Below are 21,145 nucleotides of genomic sequence, written 5' to 3'. Positions count from 1 at the left end.
AAGTGCTATTTCCCTCCGGCCAGGTCAATAAAATTCCCGGTTACATATGAAGCTTCATCCGACAGCAACCAGGCAATAGCCTGTGCCACTTCTTTCGGTTGTCCGCCGCGTTTCATTGGTAAGGAATTCTTCACCCGATCAACTCGATTTGGCTCGCCGCCATCGCTATGCATATTGGTATAAATAAATCCGGGGCGAACGGCATTAACTCGAATTCCCTGATCTGCCACTTCCAGAGACAGGCCAATAGTCAAAGTATCGATCGCCCCTTTCGACGCGGCATAATCTATATATTCGTGCGGTGATCCTAGCCGGGATGCTGCTGATGAAACATTGACGATTGATCCACCGTGACCACCATGTCGGAAAGACATTCTTTTAACTGCTTCCCGCGCACAGAGAAAACTGCCTACAACATTGGCGGCAAAAATATCATGCAAGCGATGAGCGGTTAATTGCTCAATCGATGCTTGTGGTTTTAATATCCCGGCGTTATTTACCAAACCGGTGATGCATCCGAGTTCGGCATCGGTTCTCTGGAAGAGTTCTACAACTTGTTTTTCATCAGCGACATCGACCTGAATGGCGATAGCTTTACCACCTATTTGACGGATAATTTCGATGACTTCCAGCGCTTGATCTTGATTGGTGTGGTAGCCAATACCAATGTGATGCCCTTTCTCTGCCAGATAAAAAGCGGTTGCTCGACCAATACCACGCGATCCACCGGTAATTAATGTAATTTTTTGCATAATATTCTCATTTAAAGTTTTATATTAAGAAATTAAATATATAACGGACCGATATTAATAAAGTAAAACTGAATAAAAATCAAATTATTGCATATGGCATGGGAATATTTTCAATGTCTTTATTATTATTTATATAATTTTTTAGTTAAGAATGAAATAATCTATTTGTTATGCTATGGATTAGCATTGAATGACGCCTTTGAAGTATAATATATAATTAATCACCTTCAAAAGCGTTTTTTATTTGAATATCTTATGGATTCAAGATTGATTTATTTATCCTTTTCATGGTGTTTATTCATATAATTTTGCATTATTTTAGATGATTCATGCAGATGTTCTAATACGGCGGAAATAGTTTCCCATAACTGTGGATTAGCTGAGCCATAATAATGAGTTCTAAAACATCCTCTTATATTTTTAGCACTAAGGATAAGATTATTAATATTTTTTAATAACATTAGTGGTGCAATATTAAGATAATTCCCTTGCAGCTCATTGAATATTTTTTGAAATGATTCATAATCATTCTTATCAACAGCATTTTTCATCTTATCTATGTACAGCAATTTTTCTCTCATATCCATTATATTTGACCTCTTTATTTTCTATCACGTTAAAAATTACTATGATTAGTCATCTTTATCCAAATATTCTTGTGCTAATTTGGATACATAATTTAAAAAGCCAAGCGCTGTAGCAGTGTCCCAAAAATCTGGGTCAAAGTCACTATAGTAGAGAGCATCAAAGTCCTTCTCTATATCTTTTGAAGTGTTAATAAAAGAGTCAATTTCTTCGATTAATCCTTTTATCATTTCCTGAGTTGCAACATTAAGAAAGCAGCCTATGACTTCATCCATAGTTTTTCCATACAATAAGTCATAATCTTGGCAAAAATAAGCGCCTACTAAGATGTCTAAGAATGGATATTGTCCGTTCATTTTAATTGGGGCCTTTCATATTATTGTGATCTCCTGGTAGCCAAAGCTAATAGAAATTCTTGGAATATATAAAATATTCTTATTGATTAAACCTCCTTGTTTGTTGTTGTGTGAAAAAATTTTTAGTTACTCGTCTTTATCTATGTAATCTTGTGCTTTTTTTGACACGTGCTCTAAAAATTTAAACGCTGTGAGGCCCCATATGTCAGGGAAAACGTCAGCATCAGAATAGATAAAGTAAAATTCTTTTTCTACATCTTCGGAATTACATATGAACGTGTTAATTTCTTTTATTACTTCTCTTTTCATTCTATTGTTTGTGTTACTAAAAAAATCATCTATGACATCATCAAGCTCAGGGCCAGATATTATTTCATAATCTTGATTGAAATAGGCGTATATTAAATTATCTAGCAGTGGATATTGTCTGTCCATTTTTATTTCCATCAACTTTAATTGAATTTGGGGTATGCTGTTAGTTAATATATAATATTATTTGTCGTTAAACTCATAATGCCTTAATTATTCATCTTGTTCAGTATGCTCGTTTAAGTAATCTTGTGACTTATTTGACACATGCGTTAGAAATTCAAGTGCTGTCATATTCCATACTTCCGGGAGAACGTCAACATCATGATAATGATAATTAAATGTGTTCTCTACATCTTCAGAAGAGTCAATAAGATCGTTGATTTCTTCTATTAACCCTTTTCTCATTCCTTGAGATGCGTCATTAAGAAAATCATTGATAACATCATCAAGCTCGGGACCTGATATTATATCGAAGTCCTGATTAAAGTAAGCATGCATTAAAATATCTAGAAATGGATATTGTCCGGTCATTAAATTAGCCCTTTGGAAATGCTGTTAATATATAAAATGGTTTACCATTGTATTCAGAATACCTTAAAACAACTTTGACTTTGTATAGCTTTTCCACATATTTCGATCCTCTGGTAACACCAAAACCAATAGAAGTACTTGAAACATATTCAATAGGTGCAGATACTGTTGGAATAGCATATTTAGCCCAATTCTCCAAGTGTATTCTATTTGCTTTTAGCGCTTCCGAAATCACTTGCTCTGCCACCTCTTGACTGTAAAAAGTACTTGCTCGAGATATGTTTACTAGCCTAGCCCTTAACTCCTGTTCCGATAACCCAACATGTTTAAGCAAGGTATGTCCACCGGGTTTTAAGCCTGTAGGCGATTCATGTTCAATTAACTTAATTCGGCCTACTCGTACAGAGGCAACTCTGACAGCACCCACCATTGAAGCAAATGACAACGGTACAGCAATATCAACGGTGAGTCCTATTTCAGAAGCGGTATAATCATCAGCACCAAATTCTTTTGCTAATTTTACCGCCTCACGATAAGTTTCTGTCATGGTTTCTCTGCCAGTAATTACTTGACTGGCAGAAGCATTCATTACGTCAAGACTGTGAGCGCCGATAATAACGCAGGCAGCTTTGGTTAGGGTTGAAGGATCGGGCGCCAGACAAAGAGCGCCGGCGCCAATGAGTTCAACGACTCCTGCCGCTAAACCCGCGCCACCTAATATTCTATTACTCCAGGTCTCTTCCTCGGTAATAGTATTATCTGACAGAATTGCCGCTAGCTGGACCGGAGATAAAACAATGCGTAACCCATTTTCAGATTCTGAATCAACAGGGGTATCAGTTAAATAAGTGGCATTATTCATCGTCAATAAATCCTGTCATCCCAGAAGCTATAAGAACTGGTTGAGCAGGCCAGATTGTTCCACGTGATATTTTTATAAGTGAAACAGATAATCTCTTGTGGTACGCCGGCATTATTATCTCTGGAATGCGGAAGATTGCATTTTATGCTGGAGATAAAGGCGTAGCCTAGTCTGATGGAATAATTTTTTTCTAATCCCCCGGTTAGTGATGTTCGATAATTCTCAAACAGGCATTCCAGCTCTTCATTTTCATCGAAGCTTCGCGCCAGTAAAGGCGAAGATTTATCGATGGGTTTTATTACCATAACCGGATGATGGGATACGTGTTGTTCCCTCGTCATTAAATGTTGAAGCGAGTAAATAAAAATTTCATTCTCATGGCCGTGCTGGTAATTATTTCCTATAGAGTTTAAGGAGCCGCAGCCAGCGGAGATCAGTCCCTGTTTTTTGCCTTTCAATGTTAGATAAATGATATTTGCCATATTAGTTTCTCCTAAATGAAATTTTTTCGACTCTATTGTAGGGTGTGTATAAAAGTCAACCAAAAATTTATAAATTTGGAATAATTTACATTTGTAAGGGGATAAAATAATAAAACCAGAATACTTATAAACATGGCGTCAAAGTATTTAAGAGGGAGATTAAAAATCCGGTATCCAGATGGCATGTTTGTAATAATCGAATAGCGGAAGCTGACATTCAGGTAGCTACTCAGTAGCCGCTACCTGAATATCTGAGATTATTTTAGGTACATACTATTAATCTGATGAAAAAACGCCATATCCAGTATCCTAGCAAGGCGAATGTAATGATATTAAGAGAGAGTGATTTGAATCTTTTTTTTACAGTTGCATAAATTAAGGGGGACATAATCAGTAAACATGTTGGAGCAAATACATCACGGTTATCATCTACCAGCTCTCTGTAAACAGTACAGAGATTATCTGTATCCTGACCACCGATATAATGCTCTTCTTCTAAGTATGACATCATATATATAAATAATGCACAAAAGATAGCATAAGTGATATTTAAAACTATGGCTGATTTGCTCATTCTCGAATTCTCATGATTATATGAAGTCTATGACATCAAAAGGTGGGAATCCGAATTCGCCTGTCATATAGTAAGGATTTTGCATATGTTGTGTTTCCTTTTCTTAAATTAATTTATTTATACCGGCACTCCGGTTGCCATCATTTATCCTTCACAAAGCTCCAGTGGGTTACAGAGTCTCAGTATATTCAGAATTTTAATTCTTGGAAGAGATTTTGTAATAAAAATGAATCAGTTTAGCACGAATTAATAGCATGAGATTTGCTGAACAGGCAGAATAAAATGCCGGGCTTGATATAATTAGCATGGATATTTATTTTTCGTGAATATTTCTTTCTCGCCAATGACTAGGAGAACAGCCAACTAATCGATTAAAGAAGCGGGCAAAATAGGCTGGATCTTTAAATCCGAGCTGATAAGCAACTTCAAATACCGGGCAATCACTGAATAATAATAGCCGTTTGGCTTCACGTAGTTGACGGTCGAAGATGAGTCGTTTCGGTGGACGGTTGGTGAATCGACGGCACATATCTTTTAATCGCGATTCTGTAATATCTAACTTATGGGCATATTCCGGTACGGAAAGATGATGATGATAATAATTGTCTATTAATTGGTTAAAGCGCTGAAATAATTTAATTTCTCCTCGCACGCCATTAATCGGGTGATCATCAAGAGGAATATTGCGTAATAACAGGGTAAATATAGCTTGTGCCAGGAATGTCAGTGATTGCTCTCGACCAATAAAGTGATTAGATGATTCGCGGGCGATTAACGCCCAATAGTGATTGAAAGCGGCTAGCTCTTCCGGTTTATCGGCGACAGATAAGCAAATAGCTGGAATATCAAGAATATCTTTATTGGCCGGATAGAGTGATTCCAATAACGGTAATATCAGATCTTGCCGTACGGTAAGGACATATCCGTCACTATCATCTTGAGTGAAAAAAGCGTGAGGAACGGAGGGTGGAGTCAGAATAAACAGCGGTGCTTGTACAGAATAGTGTTGAGCATCCAACTGTAATTCAATATGGCCGGTGATCAAAAAATGAAGTTGGAAGAAACCATCGTGGCGATGAGCTTGCATATTACGACCAAAAAATGCCGCCATCCGGCCAAAGGTCTGATAGTGCACATCATCGGTGCCTTGGGTTTCATCATAATCCTTGCTGATATCAATATTGGCAATGATAGGCTCAGTCATGATGGTTTTTCCTTTTTATTTTTATTGAAATTGCTGCGCTGTTCTCTGTCTGGCGTGTTTCATCGGGATCAGCCAGATAATGGCTGCGCCAATGACCAGTAACCCGGCAACGAAATAGAGACCGGTATTAAAGCTCCCGGTCTGATCTTTCAGCCAGCCGATTAATAACGGGCTGAGTGCTGAACCTATGTTACCTGTAGCGCTAATAACCGCAATGCCGATCGCTCTTGCGCGTAAGCTGATAGCTTGATCCGGCGTGGTCCAGAAGACCGCCATTGCGGTGAATGAGCCGGTTGAAGCCATAATAATCCCGATGAGCTGAATGACGCTGTGGTGGGTCAATGAGGTCAATATCCAGCCCACGGCGGCGAACAGATAGGGTAGAGCCGTATGCATTTTACGCTCTTGTAACCGGTCTGAACGACGACTCCAGTACACCATTCCGATGATGGTACAAAACTGAGGAATGGCGGTCAGAATGCCGATCATGATGTTACTGCTGCCCTGATTGAAACTTTGCACAATCTGTGGCGTCCAGATATTAATCGCACTCAGGGTATTGGTTAGGCAGAAGTAGGCCAGGGTATACATCAGCATGATCGGCGCAAAAATCTCACGCCATATACTGTGTTTTTGCATGGCCTGATGAGTTGATGAGCTTGCCGGTTGAACCAGAGCGAGCTGGTCATTATCCATCATCTCTTGTAAGCATTTTTTATCTTCATCTGTCAGCCACTTAGCGCGTTTTGGCGAATCATCAAGATAGAACCAAACGACAATTCCCAATAGTACCGAAGGAAAACCTTCCAACAGGAATAACCATTGCCAGCCGTGAAGGTTCAGGAGGCCATCCATTTCCAGAATATAACCGGAAGCCAGAGAACCAAACGCCATCGTCACCGGCATTGCCACCATAAACAGCGCATTGGCACGGGCGCGATAGTAAGCCGGGAACCAGTAAGTCAGGTATAACAGGATACCCGGCACGAAACCTGCTTCGGCGATACCGACCAGCATACGCAAGATATACAGACTGGTTGGTCCGGTGGCGAACATGGTGGCAGTGGAGGAGATCCCCCAAAGCACCATGATAGTCGCTATCCAGCGTCGCGCCCCGACAATACTGAGCATGATATTGCTAGGAATACCGAAAATGACATAAGTGACATAGAACAGCGTTGCCGCCAGACCGAACATGGTTGCGTTCAGTCCAAGATCTTTACCCATTGTCAGACCGGCAAACCCGATATTGATTCGATCCAGAAACGAGAATACAAATAAGACGAATAGGAAAATAATCAGGCGACGGAATAGTTTGTTAATGACGGATTGCTGTTGTGCCGTGAGTTGCTTATGTTGAACCGCGGGATTACCCGGTTGTTGCGCAGCGGTTGATGAATCGCTCATTGTCATTTTCCTTAATTGCTTTTTTATTTGTATTACATGGTCATGGCAAATCAAAAGGTTGTCGGGTAAATCGGTTGTTAATGTGGTATTGGTTGAGATTAATAAACACCGGATGAAGGTGTTGTCGGCAGTTCTTTATCCTTGATAAATCGTGCTGCCAGCGCTTCCGCTGTACGAGCCAGTAAAGTGGTATCAATACCAACAGCAACAAACAGTGCGCCGAGTTTCAGGTAATGCTCGGCGACATTGGGGGCTGACATCAGAATGCCCGGCGCTTTACCCGCTGCTTTGATTTGGCCGATTGCTTGTTCAATCGCCGCTTTCACTTCGGGGTGATGCGGATTATCGGTGAAGCCCATATCGGAACTCAGATCAGCCGGGCCGATAAAGACACCATCCACACCGTCTACCTTGAGGATCTCCGGCAGGTTACGCAGTGCTTCACGGGTTTCTACCTGCACCAGAACGCAGATCTCATCGTTGGCGCGATGGAGATAATCAGGCGTTCTGTTCCAGTGGGAAGCTCTTGCCAAAGCGCTACCCACACCACGGATACCCGCCGGTGGATAACGGGTTGCGCGAACCGCTTCATAAGCCTGTTCGGCGTTTTGTATCATGGGGATTAATAAAGTTTGGGCGCCGATATCCAGTAGTTGTTTAATGATGACCAGATCATTCCAGGGCGGGCGCACAATGGGATGGCTTGGATAAGGGGCGATGGCTTGCAATTGGCTTAAAATCGTCTGAACATCGTTCGGCGCATGTTCGCCATCGATAAGTAGCCAGTCGAAACCGGCTCCGGCCACTAATTCAGCGCTATAGGGGTTACAAAGCCCCAACCATAGACCGATTTGTGGCTGGCCTGCTTTTAATGCCTGTTTAAATTTATTGGTTAACCGATCCATATTTTTTCCTCCTTAAACAAAACGGCAACTGATAGCGCCGAGGGGGCCGTAATCTACGTGGAAGGTATCCCCTTTATTGGCTGGAACCGGGCGGGTAAACGATCCACTGAGAATGATTTGTCCTGCTTCAAGCTGAACGCCATGTGGAGCCAGTTTGTTTGCCAACCATGCGACACCATTAGCCGGATGATTAAGTACCGCAGCCGCGACGCCGGACTCTTCAATCACGCCATTGCGATAGAGCAGGGCGCTGATCCAGCGCAGATCAAACGCATCAGGTTTAATCGGCCGGCCGCCCATAATGACGCCGCCGTTGGCGGCATTGTCAGAAATCGTATCGAACACTTTGCGTGGACGCTTGGTTTCCGGATCGATGTTATGGCAACGGGCGTCGATCAGTTCCAACGCGGGAATGATGTAATCGGTCGCATTGTAAACATCAAACAGAGTGCAGTGCGGGCCACGCAAAGGTTTTGCCAGAATGAATGCCAGTTCAACCTCAATACGGGGCACAATAAAGCGATCGCATGGAATATCGCTTCCATCAGGAAAAAACATATCGTCCAGCAGAGCGCCGTAGTCCGGCTCGCTGATTTGTGAACTGGCTTGCATCGCTTTTGAGGTCAGGCCAATTTTATGGCCTTTGAGTACCCGACCTTCGGCGATTTTTAACTCCACCCAGTGACGCTGAATAGCATAAGCATCATCGATGGTGATTTCAGGGTAATCCAATGAGATCTGGCGTATTTGTTCACGGCTTTTTTCTGCCTGATGCAGACGATGTGCAACCTGTGATACGACTTCTTTCTGTAACATGCGGTTAAACTCCTGTGTCCTCGATGCCGCCGAAGCAGAGGTATTTCACTTCCAGATAATCTTCGATGCCGTAACGTGAACCTTCACGTCCCAGGCCCGATTGTTTAATGCCGCCAAATGGGGCGGCTTCATTAGAAATCAAGCCTTCATTGATCCCGACCATGCCGCTCTCCAGCGCTTCCGCCACACGGTAAATTCGGCCGATATCGCGGGAATAAAAATAAGCCGCCAGACCAAATTCAGTATCATTCGCTAGATGGATGGCTTCCGCCTCATCACGGAATTTGAAGAGGGGAGCAATCGGTCCGAATGTTTCCTCTTGGGAGATAAGCATGGATTCGTCGACATCAGCCAGTACGGTAGGTTCGAAGAACAGACCGCCCAGAGCGTGTGGTTTACCCCCGGCCAATATGCGTGCGCCGCGGGAAACGGCATCGTTGATATGTTCTTCTACTTTATCGACGGCGGCTTGATTGATCAGTGGGCCTTGCTGTGATTTGGCATCGCTGGCCGGGCCGACCTGCAACTTATTGACCGCTTGTGCCAGACGTTCGGCGAAGGCGTCATAAATGGTTTCCTGAACCAAAATTCGGTTAGCGCAAACACAGGTTTGACCGCTGTTGCGGAATTTGGCTATCAACGCTCCCTGTACAGCGGCATCAATATCGGCATCATCAAAAACAATAAATGGCGCATTGCCGCCCAATTCCAGCGATAGCTTTTTCACGGTATCGGCACTTTGTGCCATCAATAATTTGCCGATACGGGTTGAGCCAGTAAAAGAGAGTTTGCGGACAATCGGGCTTTGGGTCAAAACACCACCGATGGTTTTTGCATCGACGCCAGTCACCACGTTGAATACTCCGGCGGGAATGCCAGCTTGTTCCGCTAGTGCGGCCAGAGCCAGAGCTGAAAGTGGGGTTTCTGAGGCGGGTTTTAGGATCACCGTGCAGCCCGCAGCCAGCGCAGGGCCAACCTTGCGGGTGATCATCGCATTGGGGAAGTTCCACGGAGTGATCGCCGCCACAACGCCGATAGGTTGTTTGATCGTGATGATCCGTCGGCCTGGCATCGGGCTTGGGATAGTTTCACCGTAGGTGCGTTTACCTTCTTCCGCAAACCATTCGATGAAACTGGCGCCATAAGCGATCTCGCCCATAGCTTCTGCCTGTGACTTCCCTTGCTCCCGGCTCAACAATTCAGCCAGCGCCTGTTGATTTGCCATCATTAACTGAAACCAACGTTGCAGAATCTGGCTGCGTTGTTTGGCTGTCATTGCTCGCCAGGCAGGCAGGGCTTGTTGAGCGGCTGCAATTGCACGTTCTGTTTCAGTTGCTCCCATATTACTGACATGGGCGATAACTTCGCCATTTGCCGGGTTAGTCACCTTAAACGTTGCTTGGTTGTCGGCATCAACCCACTGCCCGTTGATATAAGCTTGTTGACGCAGTAATTCTGTATTTACATTATTTGTCATGATTTTTTTCTCCTAAAGACACTTGTGTGAGGGGTTTTCGCTGGTAGAAAGTTACTAGCTGCTGGCATAACCAACACAATCCAGCGCAAACTGCCATCACAAAGGCCATAGCAAAAGGGGTTTCATCTTGTAGTAAAGAGACGGCGACGCTGGCGAGCGCGGCCATACCGAATTGCGCGGAAATAGCGAGCGCACTGGCGCTGCCGGCAAGTTGACCGCGATGTTGAAGTAATAAAGAGAGGCTGTTAGTACCAATGGCATTAACCAGCGAGATAAACAGTACGACCAAAATGACGATCACAGTCAGACTTTGCTGATAAAAGATAACCAGCAAGATGCCGAACAGTAATTGAGCACTGGTTTGGATAAATAACAGACGAGAAACATCGTAGACTTTTAGTAAACGGACATTAAGCAGCACTATTGCCATCATGCCTAGTGCATTACAGGCGAACAGTAATCCGTAGTAATTCGCCGGAACCTGAAAATAATTGATATAGACGAAAGGGGAACCACTGATAAATGCGAACATGGCGGCGCAAGTAAATGCCAATGTGCCGATAGTCGCCATAGCTTCACCGTCAGTCAGTAATTTGCCGTAATTTTTAAACGCGGTGATAAGTTTTCCATTGTTACTCTGAGCGGGCAGCGTTTCTGGCAAGAAAAATAGTAATAATATTCCACTGATACAACCGAACAGGCCCAATAGTGTAAATATGGCCTGCCAATTGAAATAGGTTAACAATAAGCCACCGAGTAATGGGGCGATAAGCGGCGCTATCATAGTCACTAAAGTCATGAGCGATAGCACGCGTGGTAATTCCTGTGGGCTATAGATATCACGGGCGATAGCTCTGCCCATGACCACTGCGGCGCCGCTGCCGAATGCCTGTAATGCGCGTAGTAAAATCAACTGTTCAACTTGTGTCACCAAGGTACACAACGCACTGGCGACGACGAATAATGCGATACCGCTAAGCAGCAGTTTTCTGCGCCCTAAATGGTCGCTCAGTGGGCCGTATAACAGCATGCCAATACAGAAACCGGCGAAAAATACGCCTAAGGTATGCTGCATTTGCCCTTGTGTTGCCTGTAATTGCCTTGCCATTTCCGGCAAGGCTGGCAGGTACATATCAATCGACAGAGGCCCGAAGGCCACTAGCGCGCCTAATAAAGGGATTAACCAACGAGGAGGATGCTGATGAAAAGATTTCGGCATCACTACTCCTTACGAAACAGGGAGTGGACGTTGTTTTGTTTGTAGTTCAGTACCGGGTCTAATTCTTCCATCGTAAAAGAGAGAGCAAGGTAACGTTGTGCCATCAGCGAGGCAAAATGTTGTTTGATCAGAGGAAACAGTATCTCACCAACCTGTTGACAGCTTTCAAGGCTGCGTCCTGCGCCGATTTTTAGTGTCATATGGACGAATGCGTAATCATGTTGACCGTCAGCCATTTGCCAGGTATCCAGCCAGATGGCGCGGCTGCGTATGCCGCCTAATGGGAAAATGCCGGTATCTGCCAGCGCCTGATTCACTTTGGCGAACAACTCTGGCAGATTGGCTTGTTCACGGATGTTTTCTGTACATTCAGCATAAAAATGTGGCATAGGTTGCTCCAAATCAGGCAATAGCGGGTTTATTGGTGATGTAATCAGGTAGAGGGAATACGGCATTGACTTGCCCGGTGCCGGAACTGGCAAACAATTCAGTCAGAAATTCCACTTTACCGTCATATTTATCCCAACCGAGTAGACCTAATAGCATCACCGTGTCGTGCATATTGCCTTCGCCATAACAATAATCTGCATATTCCGGCAGCATTTTGCAGAATTCTTTGAATTTGCCCTCTTTCCAGAGCTGAACCACCCGATGATCCATCTGTTCGTCGAATTCTCGGGTGTAACTGTTCATGCCCTCTTCGGCACGCTGATCATCAATAAAACGGTGAGAAAGGGAACCGCTGGCGAACACCGCCACGGTGCCATCATATTTCTCAATCGCTTTCAGAATCGCTTCCCCAAGACGACGACTATCTTCAAAAGCATGAACGGTGCAGAACGCGGAGACAGAGACAACTTTAAAATGTCGGTCACTGTTCATGTAACGCATGGGTACCAACGTGCCGTACTCCAGTTTCAGGCTTGGGATTTCATGCGCCTGAGCGCGTACGCCGACATTGCGTGCTTCTTCTGCGATCATTTGTCCCAATTCAGGATTGCCGTCATATTCGTAACTCATATCCCGGATGAAGTGGGGTAATTCATTACTGGTGTAAATGCCGGAGAAATGGTCGGCGCAATTGATGTGATAGGCACTATTCACCAGCCAGTGCGTATCAAACACAATAATGGTATCGACCCCCATTTCGCGGCAACGGCGGCTAATCTCTTTGTGACCATCAATGGCTCCCTGACGGCAACCGTGATGCTTTCCCGGTAATTCAGACAGATACATGGATGGTACATGTGTAATTTTGGCTGCTAACGCTAACTTACCCATAAAATCCTCATTTGATATCAGGACGGCGAACCGGAATTCGCCGTGGTTAACGCTGATGAAACGGTTAGACTCCCCAACGCGGGATGTGATGATCCCCCATAGAGATACAGACGTTTTTCATCTCAGCAAACACTTCAAAGCTGTATTCACCGCCTTCACGACCAGTGCCGGAGGCTTTCACGCCGCCGAATGGTTGACGCAGGTCACGGACGTTCTGGGTGTTGACGAATACCATGCCGGCTTCAATATTACGGGCCAGACGCAATACCTTGCTGACATCTTGCGTCCAGATATAAGAAGCCAGACCGTACTCCACGTCATTTGCCAGGCGCAGACCTTCTGCTTCATCTTTAAATGGCAGCAGGCAGGCGACAGGGCCGAAGATCTCCTCCTGAGCAACTCGCATACGGTTATCAACATCTGCCAAAACCGTTGGGCGTAGGAAATTGCCCTCTTTTAGGTGCGCTGGTAAATCAATTGGTTTATCTGGGCCGCCAGCCAGCAACGTTGCGCCTTCTTCTACTCCCAGACGGATATAATCGGAGACTTTCTTCCAATGTGGTTTGCTAATAAGTGCGCCGATCTGAGTGTTTGGATCTTGTGGATCGCCTACCCGTAAACGATTAGCGCGTTCAGCAAAACGCTTAATAAACTCAGGGTAGATACTTTGCTGAATAAAAATACGTGAACCTGCGGTACAGCGTTCACCGTTGATAGAGAAAATGGTGAATAGAGCGGCATCCAATGCTCGCTCAATATCTGCATCTTCGAAAATCAGAACCGGAGATTTTCCTCCTAGCTCCATTGAATATTTTTTCAGACCGGCGTTTTTCATAATCTGACGGCCGGTTACGGTACCGCCGGTAAACGAAACCGCGCGTACATCGTGATGTTTCACCAGCGCGTCACCGGCGGTAGCGCCATATCCCTGAACCACATTCAGCACACCGGCAGGGATACCGGCTTCTAGTGCCAATTCGCCTAAACGGTTTGCGGTTAATGGGGAGAGTTCTGACATTTTCAGTACTGCGGTGTTACCTAGCGCTAAACAGGGGGCAACTTTCCAGGTGGCGGTCATAAATGGCACGTTCCACGGAGAAATCAGCGCACAAACACCAACGGGTTGCACCAGCGTATAGTTGAGCATCTTGTCATCAACGGGATAGGTATGGCCGTTCATTTGCTGACAAATTTCAGCAAAGAAGTTGAAGTTGTGAGAAGCGCGTGGGATCAGGACATTTTGTGTTTGATGAATGGGCAGACCGGTATCTTTGGTCTCCATTGCGGCGATTTCAGGCACATTTTCATCGATCAACTCACCCAAACGGCGCATCAGGCGTGCACGCTCTTTCATCGGCAGATCCGCCCATTTGGGGAATGCTTCCTTGGCGGCGGCGACGGCTTGATCAATCTCTTCCTGACCACCGGCAGCGACTTCGGCCAGTACTTCGCCGGTAGCAGGATTTGTGGTTTCAAAATAGGTTTTACTGCTGACGTTTTTGCCGTTGATCCAATGGTTAATCATGGTCATTACAGGCTCTCCTCATACGCTTGCTGGCTGACAATACGGTTGACCAGACGCCCAACATTCTCAACTTCAACAATAACTTCATCTCCCGGTACCACATCGGATAATCCTTTTGGCGTACCGGTGGCGATCATGTCTCCCGGTTGCAACGTCATAAAGTCGCTTAGATAAGCGATCAAGAATGGAATATTGAAGATCAGATCAGCGGTTGTACCGCGTTGACGCAATTCACCATTAACCCAAGTGCTTAATGTCAGATTATGCGGATCGGGTACATCTTCTTTATCGACGAACCACGGACCGATGGGCGTCAATGTATCGCGGCTTTTTACCCGGAGATTAGGGCGATAGTAATTTTCCAGATAGTCACGGATTGCGTAATCGTTACAGACGGTGTACCCGGCAACGTAATCCATCGCCTGTTCTTTGGTGACTTTGTGGGCGGCTTTGCCGATGACAACAACCAGCTCAGCTTCATAATGCATGTATTCCACATTATCAGGGTGAACGGAAACCTGACGATGACCGGTCAGCGTATTGGCGGCCTTGATAAAAACCAGCGGTTCTTTGGGGGGCTTAAATTCCAGCTCGGTGGCGTGATCAGCATAATTCAAACCGAGGGCGAACAGGGTACCGTTTGCGGGGGGCAACCATTGGACGGATTCGCCGCTGATTTTGCTGCCATCTGTCAGACAGACATTTTCCTGTTCATCGACAGTCACGATCAAATCGCAACCTTGATAGTGAACTCTTGCGTGTTTCATGCTTTTTCTCCCGCTTGCACAACCTGATTTTCCAGTGATGGGAAACCTGCTGCCCGAATAACAACTTTATCGCCCGGTTTGATAGCGACACGTTGGTGTGGCGTCCCAAGCAGGATCACATCTCCCTCTTTGAGGGTTGCGAAATCACTTAATGCTGCGACTAATTCCGTGGCTGAACGCACCAGATCGGCGGTTGACCAGCGATCGACTTCCTGACCATTGATTTCGGTGATGATATCTAACGCATCAATTGATTCAGGATGAGCCATTTGGCCTATGGGGCAAAAGCCATCACGACACTTAGCTTTAATTGCCGGACGATAAAAAGCGGTTTCAGGCAGGCTGACTTCATTAGCTAATGCATAACCTGCGATATATTCGGCTGCGTTTTCGATAGCAACTTTGCGGGCGGTTTTACCTATTATTAATGCCAGCGTCGCACCGCTTTGAACCTCTTCACCTACCGGATGGGGAATCGCTTCACCGCAGGTGATAACGGTATTCCGTGGTTTAATAAACCACACCGGTGTTTTAGGTAAGGTGTTATAAGGTGCTTGCTGAAATGAGTCATGCCAGAAATCTACCTGGCTCTGATGGTTGAGGGCTACGGCGAAGACAGTGCCTTTCATTAACGATTCCTCATGAACTTAAACTGGTGGTTTTAAGACGCATTTATTAATATATTAATAAACCACAAGGCGCACTGTTGCAATATGTTAATGTGTTTGTTAATTTTAATTGTGATCTCAGTAACAATATCTCTACTAAATTTATTTTTTATCGTTATTAATCAATATATTAATATTTTTTCGGATAACGGCATTACTGTTGCATTAACTTTTTATTAACTTTGTTTTTAAGGCTTATTTTTGTTTACTTATTAATATTTTTATGATTTTTTCTTTGTGGTTGATTATGGGACGTGCTAGTCTTTTTATTGTGATTATAGAGCGAGATAATACTTTCAACAGAGAGTAAATCAGTAATTAACTAAATAAGAGCCTTCATTACCCATGCATGAATCTCTGACAATTGCATTACTTCAAGCGCGAGAAACCGCGATGGGTTTTTTCCGCCCAATCCTTAAGAGTCATAATTTGACTGAACAGCAGTGGCGTATTATCCGCGTACTGTCTGATAATCGGTCGATTGATTTTTATGATTTATCTTGCCAGACCTGTATTCTTCGCCCAAGTTTGACTGGGATATTGACTCGCATGGAGCGTGATGGCTTGATCTTTCGTCTTAAGCCGATGAATGACCAACGTAAACTTTATGTTTCTTTAACCCCGGATGGTCAGAAACTTTATGAAAAGGCGAAAGAGCAGGTGGAGCAGGGATATCAGGCTATTGAAAAAGCCTTTTCGCCGGAAAAGCTGGTTCAGCTTTCAGCTTTGTTGGAAGAATTAATTGCTGTGGGCAATAACTCACAGATAAATACAGAAAAGGATATTAAGTAAATAGAATTTTTATTGAAAAGGATGTGTGAGAGTTTCCCTCAATCGTAATGTGATTTCATTATTCTTGAGGGATAAGGTAATAATTTCCGCTGGTTAAAACCCAAAGGGCGGTTTTATTTATTGATAGAGAACTGTTGTTTCCTTTCTAAGCTAAACTCTAAATAGCGTAATAAGATAAAATTATGCATTTTGCTTTAGTTCAATGCCGAATAAGGAGATATCCTCCGCAATACAGTCGGATATACCGCTGCACCAATAGTTGGATAGCAATATGTTGTTACATTCTTTTTTCCTGAGTTTTTCGGCATTTCCTAGATTATCGGAATTCTTTAAATCTATAGGGTATATAATTATTTGGTTTTTTTAAATTTAATGAAGTAATAAAGGATGACTTGAAGCACTATTTGGCGGATTAATTTGGATTTTTTAAGAAAATTAATTCTATTTTAGATGAATTCGAGGCTTAAATTATATAGGTATCTAGATACGATTTACGCAGGACACCTCTTCAACACTCAATATATTCAATACAGAACAGTTTTAATACCGCATAGATTGAACATGATGGTTCAAAACGAACTTGATATCGGAGCTTAACCAATCCCCTCAACACTGGAAATCAATAAGAATAATTAATGTAATGCTTTTGCAATTCTGGAAACCCGTGTTTCTGCGCAAGGGTAAGAAAGTGTAAGAGCGAGGAAAAGCCTTACTCAAAGTAGTGGTGTGGCTTTCAATGACATCAGGTTTTGACATGGGACAAAAAACCGAACATTTAGAGTTATTTTGTTCGGTTATCTTCAACCGCCGGGGCAGTATACGGAAAATTTCATCACTTAAAAGAGATTTTTTGTATTTTTTTGTAAAAAGTTATGCATTATTTTGATTACAAAAAGAAATTATTTCTTTCTGTACGAATATTCCCGATGTCGAGATGTTGTTTTTCTGAGCGATTTAATATTCGTTTTCTTATGCCAAAGGCAGAAATCCTGAAACCAAATGGCATAAGGCAGAAGTAATTTCATTAAGTTAATATTTATCTTCGTATATTTCATCAAGTTAATAACTGAACAAAATAACTCTTAAATGACCAGTAAACGCACCGCCTCGCGGTCCGATTGTTTAATCTGTCATGGTGTTGTTTTAGGCAAAATGTATTAACGACGAGATGTAGATAAGGAATTAATGAAATGAAAAAGCAAATGATGAAAACCAGCGTATTAGCCGCAGTGCTCTTAAGCATGGGGATGGGTATGGCACATGCTTCAGGTGGTGCTACGGTAAACGTGATGGCCTCTATAGGTGCCACGACCTGTGATCTCAATGTCACAGGTACGGGCATTGCTGGTAGTAACGGCTCCTACACTTTAGATATGGGAACAGTTAAAACGTCAGACATTGGTACTGACATCGTTGCTGCTCATTCTTTAGGAAAAGAATTAGAGGTTAAACTAGCTAACTGTAGTTCCAAAATGGGAACAGCTAAAAGCGGTAAATTCACTCCTTCACAAAATATTCAAGTACATGTTTTGGGACAGACTCTTGATGGCTCCAACCGACTCTTCAACGCCAATGCTAAGGCTGACGTGGGGGTGGCTGTGTATGACAATAAGAATGCAGTCATTGATAAAGCAACTCCTATTGTTATCGCTGATACCACAGAATTCGATCCAGCCAGTCCAAAAGATGGAAAGGGCATGAAAAAATTCAAAGTGGCTCTGGTTTCCAAGTCCAGCGCCGTACCAGCAGCCCAAGAAGTAATAGCACCAGTAACATTCCAAGTGGTTTATAAATAATCATACGCTATCAAGTGCTAAGGACATCATAGCAGCGGAATTGGACAGGGAAGTCCAATTCTTGCTGATGCAACACCAAATCAGACACATTCAGGTGACTCAGTGAAAAGATTGATGACAGCGATGATGGTGGCCGGTCTGTTAGGTTGCCCGATCACTTCCGTACAGGCGGAGGGGGTGGGGATCAATGCCACCCGCATTATCTACCGGGCGGATAGCCATGCTGCAACCGCTTCGCTACGCAACAGCAGTAAAGAGGCCGTCTATCTGATGCAGATGACGGTCAGTTCTACCCCTGAGGGGGGCAAAACCGCGCCGTTTGTGGTGACGCCACCTCTGTTTCGTATGGAACCCGGCAGCCAGAATCAGGTGCGCATCATCAAAACCGGACAAACACTGCCGACCGACCGGGAATCCCTGTTTTGGTTTACCGCGCAAGCCATCCCATTAAGCCCCGAATCCGATACCCCCTCTGGTAAGCAAATCACCGGGAGCGTACAGGTTGCTCTGGCTAACACGATCAAGCTAATGTATCGCCCGCACGGACTGTCGGTTGCGCCGGAGCAAGGATTTGGTTCACTGCGCTTCAAACCGACAGTCGAAGGGATCACGGTCACGAATCCGTCACCCTATTACATCACCTTCGCTTCCCTGAAAGTGGGCGGACAGGAACTGATGACGAAGCAACAGAAAGCAAACATGGTTTCTCCGTTTTCGGTCTTGTCTTTCCCCCTCAAAGGGGCACATTACCCGGCCAAAGTAAGCTGGACGGTAATTAATGACCTCGGAGGATCATCATCCTATCAAGGGGAGATACCGTAATGTTAAAACCGTGGACTTTTATCAGACGGACAACCCTGGCCGGTTTGCTCTGTACCGCCTCCCTGCCCGGAGGCGCGAGCCCCAACTCGGCAGAACTGACGCTGGCATTAACACTGGAGCAGCCAACCTGTGAGCTCAATGTACAAACTTCCCATATTGAGTTTGCATCCGTAGCGCTGAATGAAGTGCAGCAAAGTACGGAACATATCGCCGCAGCGGACAACAAGCCTGTTACGCTGGCATTGTCAGGCTGCGCGGGATCAGCCCGCGCAGGCCGTACCCCGGCGATTAAAATAGCCGGCCCCACACCGGAAAACCACCCGACGTTATTTCGGGATAAATCTTCCTCTGTGGCGGAAAACGTGGGTTTTGGCCTGCGCTATCAATCACCGGGAGGCGGGCTGGGAAGCTACCTGAAAAATGGCGATTATGTGGATTTGGCGTCACTGGGTAGCGCCGCTAAAGACGGTCAAATCACCTTCCAGATGGATATGCGACATGAACCCGGCGCGGCTGTCCCCACTCCCGGTGAACTGACGGCGCACATTCAATTTCAATTTGACTATCACTGAGGACATCTCAGGTAACGGTCTCAGGAGTGAATGTGGAACAAGGTCGGATATGCCCAGCTCGGTACAGGCTGGCGCCACTACTATTCTGGCTGGGGTTAGGCGTGATCAGCGTAGAACCCTGTCAGGCCGCCGGTATCAGCCTGAATAAAACCCGGGTGATTTTTACCCAGGGGGCGCGGGCGCAGACGCTGACAGTAGTCAATACCACGCCTCAGGCGTGGCTGGTTCAGGTGAGAATCACGGGCGATCAGGCGAAAACCGCCCCGGCGTTTGTGGTGACGCCGCCGCTGTTCCGGCTGGAGGCCAATAGTCAGAACAGCCTGCGTATTTTGCCGACTTTTAATCGGTCCCCCTTTCCGGTGGATCGGGAATCGCTCGGGTATGTCCAGATGAACGCTATCCTCGCCGCCCATCAGATGGCGAATGAGCACACTCGGGATCAAGCATCGATGAGCGTGGGCATGCGAATTAAGTTTTTCTGGCGACCGCAGGGCTTGCCGATGTTGCCGGAAGAGGCGTATGGACAGCTCCGCTTTCAGTCGCAATCCGATGGCATTAAGGCGTGCAATCCCACGCCGTATTTCCTGTCACTGGACAGCCTCACGCTGGACGGACAGGCGCTCGATCTGAATCGCTATCCCTCCATGATAGCGCCACGGGATTGTGTGACCTATGCCGGACAGCAGGACAAAAAATCGGTGAGCTGGTCGATGTTGTGGTCCACTAATTTAGGACACATTATTAGCCTTTTTCCAGAATTCCTCTTTCTCTACCGGGGTAGCGCCATTATTAAAGCGGTGAGGACGGCACTGATTGTAATAACCCATCAGCCATTGGCCGATATCACACCTTGCCGACATCTCATCCAGATAGCCCCCTTCCGGTATCCATTCACTCTTCAGACTTCTGAACAACCGTTCCATAGGGGCATTATCCCAACAGTTTCCGCGTCGGCTCATACTCTGTATGACCCCTTCTCTCCATAATAACTGCCGGTAACGCTTACTGCTGTATTGACTTCCCTGATCAGAATGAAATATCACTCGCTTTTCCGGCCTGCGTATCTCCAGTGCATGACGTAGTGCCCGACAAACCAGCTCTGCGTCTGCCGTTGATGACATCGCCCAACCGACGACACGACGTGAATACAAATCCATCACCACCGCCAGGTAACTCCACCCTTTCCCGTGCGGATATAGCTGATATCCCCGCGCCAAAGGATGTTCGGTTCCCCGGGGATAAATTCACGTCTTACCCGGTTCGGTGACGCCACTGACTCCTCAGGGCAAATCCGATAACGATGTCCCCCCGGTTGGCGACTTATCAGACCGGACTCTTTCATCAGACGACGCACCTTCCAGCGACCTATCGGAATACCGGCTTTTCTCAATTGGTGCATTAACGTGCGACTCCCCGCCGCCCCACGGCTGGCTGAGTGCA

At 45.2% G+C, this 21,145-nt stretch carries 25 protein-coding genes and 1 pseudogene; 5 read left to right on the top strand and 21 right to left on the bottom strand.

The window, feature by feature from the left end; translation table 11 throughout:
• Positions 1–5 precede the first annotated feature (5 nt).
• The 19 genes from EAE92_RS22075 to EAE92_RS21985 form a co-directional block, all read right to left on the bottom strand.
• The gene (locus tag EAE92_RS22075) at positions 6–752 is read right to left on the bottom strand and encodes an SDR family oxidoreductase (RefSeq protein WP_214069608.1); all 747 of its coding nucleotides are present in this window, start codon (positions 750–752) and stop codon (positions 6–8) included.
• A gap of 272 nt (positions 753–1,024) precedes the next feature.
• The gene (locus tag EAE92_RS22070) at positions 1,025–1,339 is read right to left on the bottom strand and encodes a hypothetical protein (protein ID WP_214069607.1); all 315 of its coding nucleotides are present in this window, start codon (positions 1,337–1,339) and stop codon (positions 1,025–1,027) included.
• Positions 1,340–1,384: 45 nt separating this feature from the next.
• Entirely contained in the window at positions 1,385–1,693 is a 309-nt protein-coding gene (locus tag EAE92_RS22065; RefSeq protein WP_214069606.1) for a contact-dependent growth inhibition system immunity protein, read from the bottom strand.
• Between the two features lie 126 nt (positions 1,694–1,819).
• Entirely contained in the window at positions 1,820–2,128 is a 309-nt protein-coding gene (locus EAE92_RS22060) for a contact-dependent growth inhibition system immunity protein (protein ID WP_036808010.1), read from the bottom strand.
• Positions 2,129–2,215: 87 nt separating this feature from the next.
• Entirely contained in the window at positions 2,216–2,536 is a 321-nt protein-coding gene (locus tag EAE92_RS22055; protein ID WP_065391244.1) for a contact-dependent growth inhibition system immunity protein, read from the bottom strand.
• A 4-nt stretch (positions 2,537–2,540) separates the two neighbouring features.
• Positions 2,541–3,398 carry an RNase A-like domain-containing protein gene (locus tag EAE92_RS22050; RefSeq protein WP_214069605.1) on the bottom strand — a complete coding sequence of 286 codons (858 nt, stop codon included), beginning with the start codon at positions 3,396–3,398 and terminating at the stop codon, positions 2,541–2,543.
• Positions 3,399–3,400: 2 nt separating this feature from the next.
• The gene (locus EAE92_RS22045; RefSeq protein WP_214069604.1) at positions 3,401–3,880 is read right to left on the bottom strand and encodes an Hcp family type VI secretion system effector; all 480 of its coding nucleotides are present in this window, start codon (positions 3,878–3,880) and stop codon (positions 3,401–3,403) included.
• 262 nt (positions 3,881–4,142) lie between these two features.
• Positions 4,143–4,454, bottom strand: a complete 312-nt coding sequence (locus EAE92_RS22040; RefSeq protein WP_046396115.1) for a YjeO family protein — start codon at positions 4,452–4,454, stop codon at positions 4,143–4,145.
• 313 nt (positions 4,455–4,767) lie between these two features.
• A complete protein-coding gene (gene hpaA / locus EAE92_RS22035; protein WP_065391248.1) occupies positions 4,768–5,658 on the bottom strand; it encodes a 4-hydroxyphenylacetate catabolism regulatory protein HpaA in 891 nt (296 codons plus the stop codon).
• A 21-nt stretch (positions 5,659–5,679) separates the two neighbouring features.
• Positions 5,680–7,065, bottom strand: a complete 1,386-nt coding sequence (gene hpaX / locus EAE92_RS22030) for a 4-hydroxyphenylacetate permease (protein WP_214069603.1) — start codon at positions 7,063–7,065, stop codon at positions 5,680–5,682.
• Positions 7,066–7,163: 98 nt separating this feature from the next.
• A complete protein-coding gene (gene hpaI, locus EAE92_RS22025; protein ID WP_046396112.1) occupies positions 7,164–7,970 on the bottom strand; it encodes a 4-hydroxy-2-oxoheptanedioate aldolase in 807 nt (268 codons plus the stop codon).
• Positions 7,971–7,982: 12 nt separating this feature from the next.
• Positions 7,983–8,786: a 2-oxo-hept-4-ene-1,7-dioate hydratase gene (gene hpaH / locus EAE92_RS22020; RefSeq protein ID WP_214069602.1), complete on the bottom strand. Its 804-nt coding sequence runs from the start codon at positions 8,784–8,786 to the stop codon at positions 7,983–7,985.
• Between the two features lie 4 nt (positions 8,787–8,790).
• On the bottom strand, positions 8,791–10,263 hold the full coding sequence (locus EAE92_RS22015) for an NAD-dependent succinate-semialdehyde dehydrogenase (protein WP_214069601.1): 1,473 nt from the start codon (positions 10,261–10,263) through the stop codon (positions 8,791–8,793).
• Positions 10,253–11,482 (bottom strand): Bcr/CflA family multidrug efflux MFS transporter, encoded by a 1,230-nt coding sequence (locus tag EAE92_RS22010; protein WP_082300993.1) that lies wholly within the window; start codon positions 11,480–11,482, stop codon positions 10,253–10,255. The genes EAE92_RS22015 and EAE92_RS22010 overlap by 11 nt, the downstream gene beginning before the upstream one ends.
• A 2-nt stretch (positions 11,483–11,484) precedes the next feature.
• Entirely contained in the window at positions 11,485–11,871 is a 387-nt protein-coding gene (locus tag EAE92_RS22005; RefSeq protein ID WP_214069600.1) for a 5-carboxymethyl-2-hydroxymuconate Delta-isomerase, read from the bottom strand.
• Positions 11,872–11,884: 13 nt separating this feature from the next.
• Positions 11,885–12,763 (bottom strand): 3,4-dihydroxyphenylacetate 2,3-dioxygenase, encoded by an 879-nt coding sequence (gene hpaD / locus EAE92_RS22000; protein WP_040150290.1) that lies wholly within the window; start codon positions 12,761–12,763, stop codon positions 11,885–11,887.
• Between the two features lie 64 nt (positions 12,764–12,827).
• Positions 12,828–14,294, bottom strand: coding sequence for a 5-carboxymethyl-2-hydroxymuconate semialdehyde dehydrogenase (gene hpaE / locus EAE92_RS21995; RefSeq protein WP_046396107.1), 1,467 nt, complete (start codon positions 14,292–14,294; stop codon positions 12,828–12,830).
• Positions 14,294–15,055, bottom strand: coding sequence for a fumarylacetoacetate hydrolase family protein (locus tag EAE92_RS21990; protein ID WP_214069599.1), 762 nt, complete (start codon positions 15,053–15,055; stop codon positions 14,294–14,296). Before EAE92_RS21990 ends, hpaE begins: the two co-directional genes overlap by 1 nt.
• A complete protein-coding gene (locus tag EAE92_RS21985) occupies positions 15,052–15,684 on the bottom strand; it encodes a fumarylacetoacetate hydrolase family protein (protein ID WP_214069598.1) in 633 nt (210 codons plus the stop codon). Before EAE92_RS21985 ends, EAE92_RS21990 begins: the two co-directional genes overlap by 4 nt.
• Positions 15,685–16,068: 384 nt before the next feature.
• On the opposite strand from EAE92_RS21985, the gene hpaR reads away from it, so the two are divergent.
• The 5 genes and pseudogenes from hpaR to EAE92_RS21960 form a co-directional block, all read left to right on the top strand.
• Positions 16,069–16,515: a homoprotocatechuate degradation operon regulator HpaR gene (hpaR, locus tag EAE92_RS21980; RefSeq protein WP_036779317.1), complete on the top strand. Its 447-nt coding sequence runs from the start codon at positions 16,069–16,071 to the stop codon at positions 16,513–16,515.
• A 1,190-nt stretch (positions 16,516–17,705) separates the two neighbouring features.
• Positions 17,706–18,311 carry a fimbrial protein gene (locus tag EAE92_RS21975; protein WP_214069597.1) on the top strand — a complete coding sequence of 202 codons (606 nt, stop codon included), beginning with the start codon at positions 17,706–17,708 and terminating at the stop codon, positions 18,309–18,311.
• Positions 18,312–18,413: 102 nt separating this feature from the next.
• Positions 18,414–19,133, top strand: coding sequence for a fimbrial biogenesis chaperone (locus tag EAE92_RS21970; RefSeq protein ID WP_214069596.1), 720 nt, complete (start codon positions 18,414–18,416; stop codon positions 19,131–19,133).
• Positions 19,133–19,705: a fimbrial protein gene (locus EAE92_RS21965; protein ID WP_214069595.1), complete on the top strand. Its 573-nt coding sequence runs from the start codon at positions 19,133–19,135 to the stop codon at positions 19,703–19,705. The genes EAE92_RS21970 and EAE92_RS21965 overlap by 1 nt, the downstream gene beginning before the upstream one ends.
• A gap of 26 nt (positions 19,706–19,731) precedes the next feature.
• Positions 19,732–20,400 (top strand): annotated as a pseudogene (locus tag EAE92_RS21960) (fimbrial biogenesis chaperone); the annotation flags it as partial.
• 33 nt (positions 20,401–20,433) lie between these two features.
• On the opposite strand, the gene EAE92_RS25490 reads toward EAE92_RS21960, so the two are convergent.
• Both EAE92_RS25490 and EAE92_RS21950 read right to left on the bottom strand, forming a co-directional pair.
• Positions 20,434–20,862 (bottom strand): IS3 family transposase, encoded by a 429-nt coding sequence (locus EAE92_RS25490; RefSeq protein WP_214069594.1) that lies wholly within the window; start codon positions 20,860–20,862, stop codon positions 20,434–20,436.
• A partial coding sequence (locus EAE92_RS21950; RefSeq protein WP_214069593.1) for an IS3 family transposase occupies positions 20,862–21,145 on the bottom strand: 284 nt, incomplete at its 5' end. The genes EAE92_RS21950 and EAE92_RS25490, both read right to left, overlap by 1 nt.

It is taken from the genome of Photorhabdus hainanensis (assembly GCF_018448965.1).
Classification (GTDB): Bacteria; Pseudomonadota; Gammaproteobacteria; order Enterobacterales; family Enterobacteriaceae; genus Photorhabdus; species Photorhabdus akhurstii.
Note: the sequence above shows the minus strand (reverse complement) of the source record. Positions and strands in the feature narration are given on the sequence as shown.

What these genes read in the sequence shown, in the direction of transcription:
- EAE92_RS22075 (WP_214069608.1), bottom strand. Translation starts at nt 752, where the DNA reads ATGCAAAAAATTACATTAATTACCGGTGGATCGCGTGGTATTGGTCGA.
- EAE92_RS22070 (WP_214069607.1), bottom strand. Translation starts at nt 1,339, where the DNA reads ATGGATATGAGAGAAAAATTGCTGTACATAGATAAGATGAAAAATGCT.
- EAE92_RS22065 (WP_214069606.1), bottom strand. Translation starts at nt 1,693, where the DNA reads ATGAACGGACAATATCCATTCTTAGACATCTTAGTAGGCGCTTATTTT.
- EAE92_RS22060 (WP_036808010.1), bottom strand. Translation starts at nt 2,128, where the DNA reads ATGGACAGACAATATCCACTGCTAGATAATTTAATATACGCCTATTTC.
- EAE92_RS22055 (WP_065391244.1), bottom strand. Translation starts at nt 2,536, where the DNA reads ATGACCGGACAATATCCATTTCTAGATATTTTAATGCATGCTTACTTT.
- EAE92_RS22050 (WP_214069605.1), bottom strand. Translation starts at nt 3,398, where the DNA reads ATGAATAATGCCACTTATTTAACTGATACCCCTGTTGATTCAGAATCT.
- EAE92_RS22045 (WP_214069604.1), bottom strand. Translation starts at nt 3,880, where the DNA reads ATGGCAAATATCATTTATCTAACATTGAAAGGCAAAAAACAGGGACTG.
- EAE92_RS22040 (WP_046396115.1), bottom strand. Translation starts at nt 4,454, where the DNA reads ATGAGCAAATCAGCCATAGTTTTAAATATCACTTATGCTATCTTTTGT.
- hpaA (WP_065391248.1), bottom strand. Translation starts at nt 5,658, where the DNA reads ATGACTGAGCCTATCATTGCCAATATTGATATCAGCAAGGATTATGAT.
- hpaX (WP_214069603.1), bottom strand. Translation starts at nt 7,065, where the DNA reads ATGAGCGATTCATCAACCGCTGCGCAACAACCGGGTAATCCCGCGGTT.
- hpaI (WP_046396112.1), bottom strand. Translation starts at nt 7,970, where the DNA reads ATGGATCGGTTAACCAATAAATTTAAACAGGCATTAAAAGCAGGCCAG.
- hpaH (WP_214069602.1), bottom strand. Translation starts at nt 8,786, where the DNA reads ATGTTACAGAAAGAAGTCGTATCACAGGTTGCACATCGTCTGCATCAG.
- EAE92_RS22015 (WP_214069601.1), bottom strand. Translation starts at nt 10,263, where the DNA reads ATGACAAATAATGTAAATACAGAATTACTGCGTCAACAAGCTTATATC.
- EAE92_RS22010 (WP_082300993.1), bottom strand. Translation starts at nt 11,482, where the DNA reads ATGCCGAAATCTTTTCATCAGCATCCTCCTCGTTGGTTAATCCCTTTA.
- EAE92_RS22005 (WP_214069600.1), bottom strand. Translation starts at nt 11,871, where the DNA reads ATGCCACATTTTTATGCTGAATGTACAGAAAACATCCGTGAACAAGCC.
- hpaD (WP_040150290.1), bottom strand. Translation starts at nt 12,763, where the DNA reads ATGGGTAAGTTAGCGTTAGCAGCCAAAATTACACATGTACCATCCATG.
- hpaE (WP_046396107.1), bottom strand. Translation starts at nt 14,294, where the DNA reads ATGACCATGATTAACCATTGGATCAACGGCAAAAACGTCAGCAGTAAA.
- EAE92_RS21990 (WP_214069599.1), bottom strand. Translation starts at nt 15,055, where the DNA reads ATGAAACACGCAAGAGTTCACTATCAAGGTTGCGATTTGATCGTGACT.
- EAE92_RS21985 (WP_214069598.1), bottom strand. Translation starts at nt 15,684, where the DNA reads ATGAAAGGCACTGTCTTCGCCGTAGCCCTCAACCATCAGAGCCAGGTA.
- hpaR (WP_036779317.1), top strand. Translation starts at nt 16,069, where the DNA reads ATGCATGAATCTCTGACAATTGCATTACTTCAAGCGCGAGAAACCGCG.
- EAE92_RS21975 (WP_214069597.1), top strand. Translation starts at nt 17,706, where the DNA reads ATGAAAAAGCAAATGATGAAAACCAGCGTATTAGCCGCAGTGCTCTTA.
- EAE92_RS21965 (WP_214069595.1), top strand. Translation starts at nt 19,133, where the DNA reads ATGTTAAAACCGTGGACTTTTATCAGACGGACAACCCTGGCCGGTTTG.
- EAE92_RS25490 (WP_214069594.1), bottom strand. Translation starts at nt 20,862, where the DNA reads ATGGATTTGTATTCACGTCGTGTCGTCGGTTGGGCGATGTCATCAACG.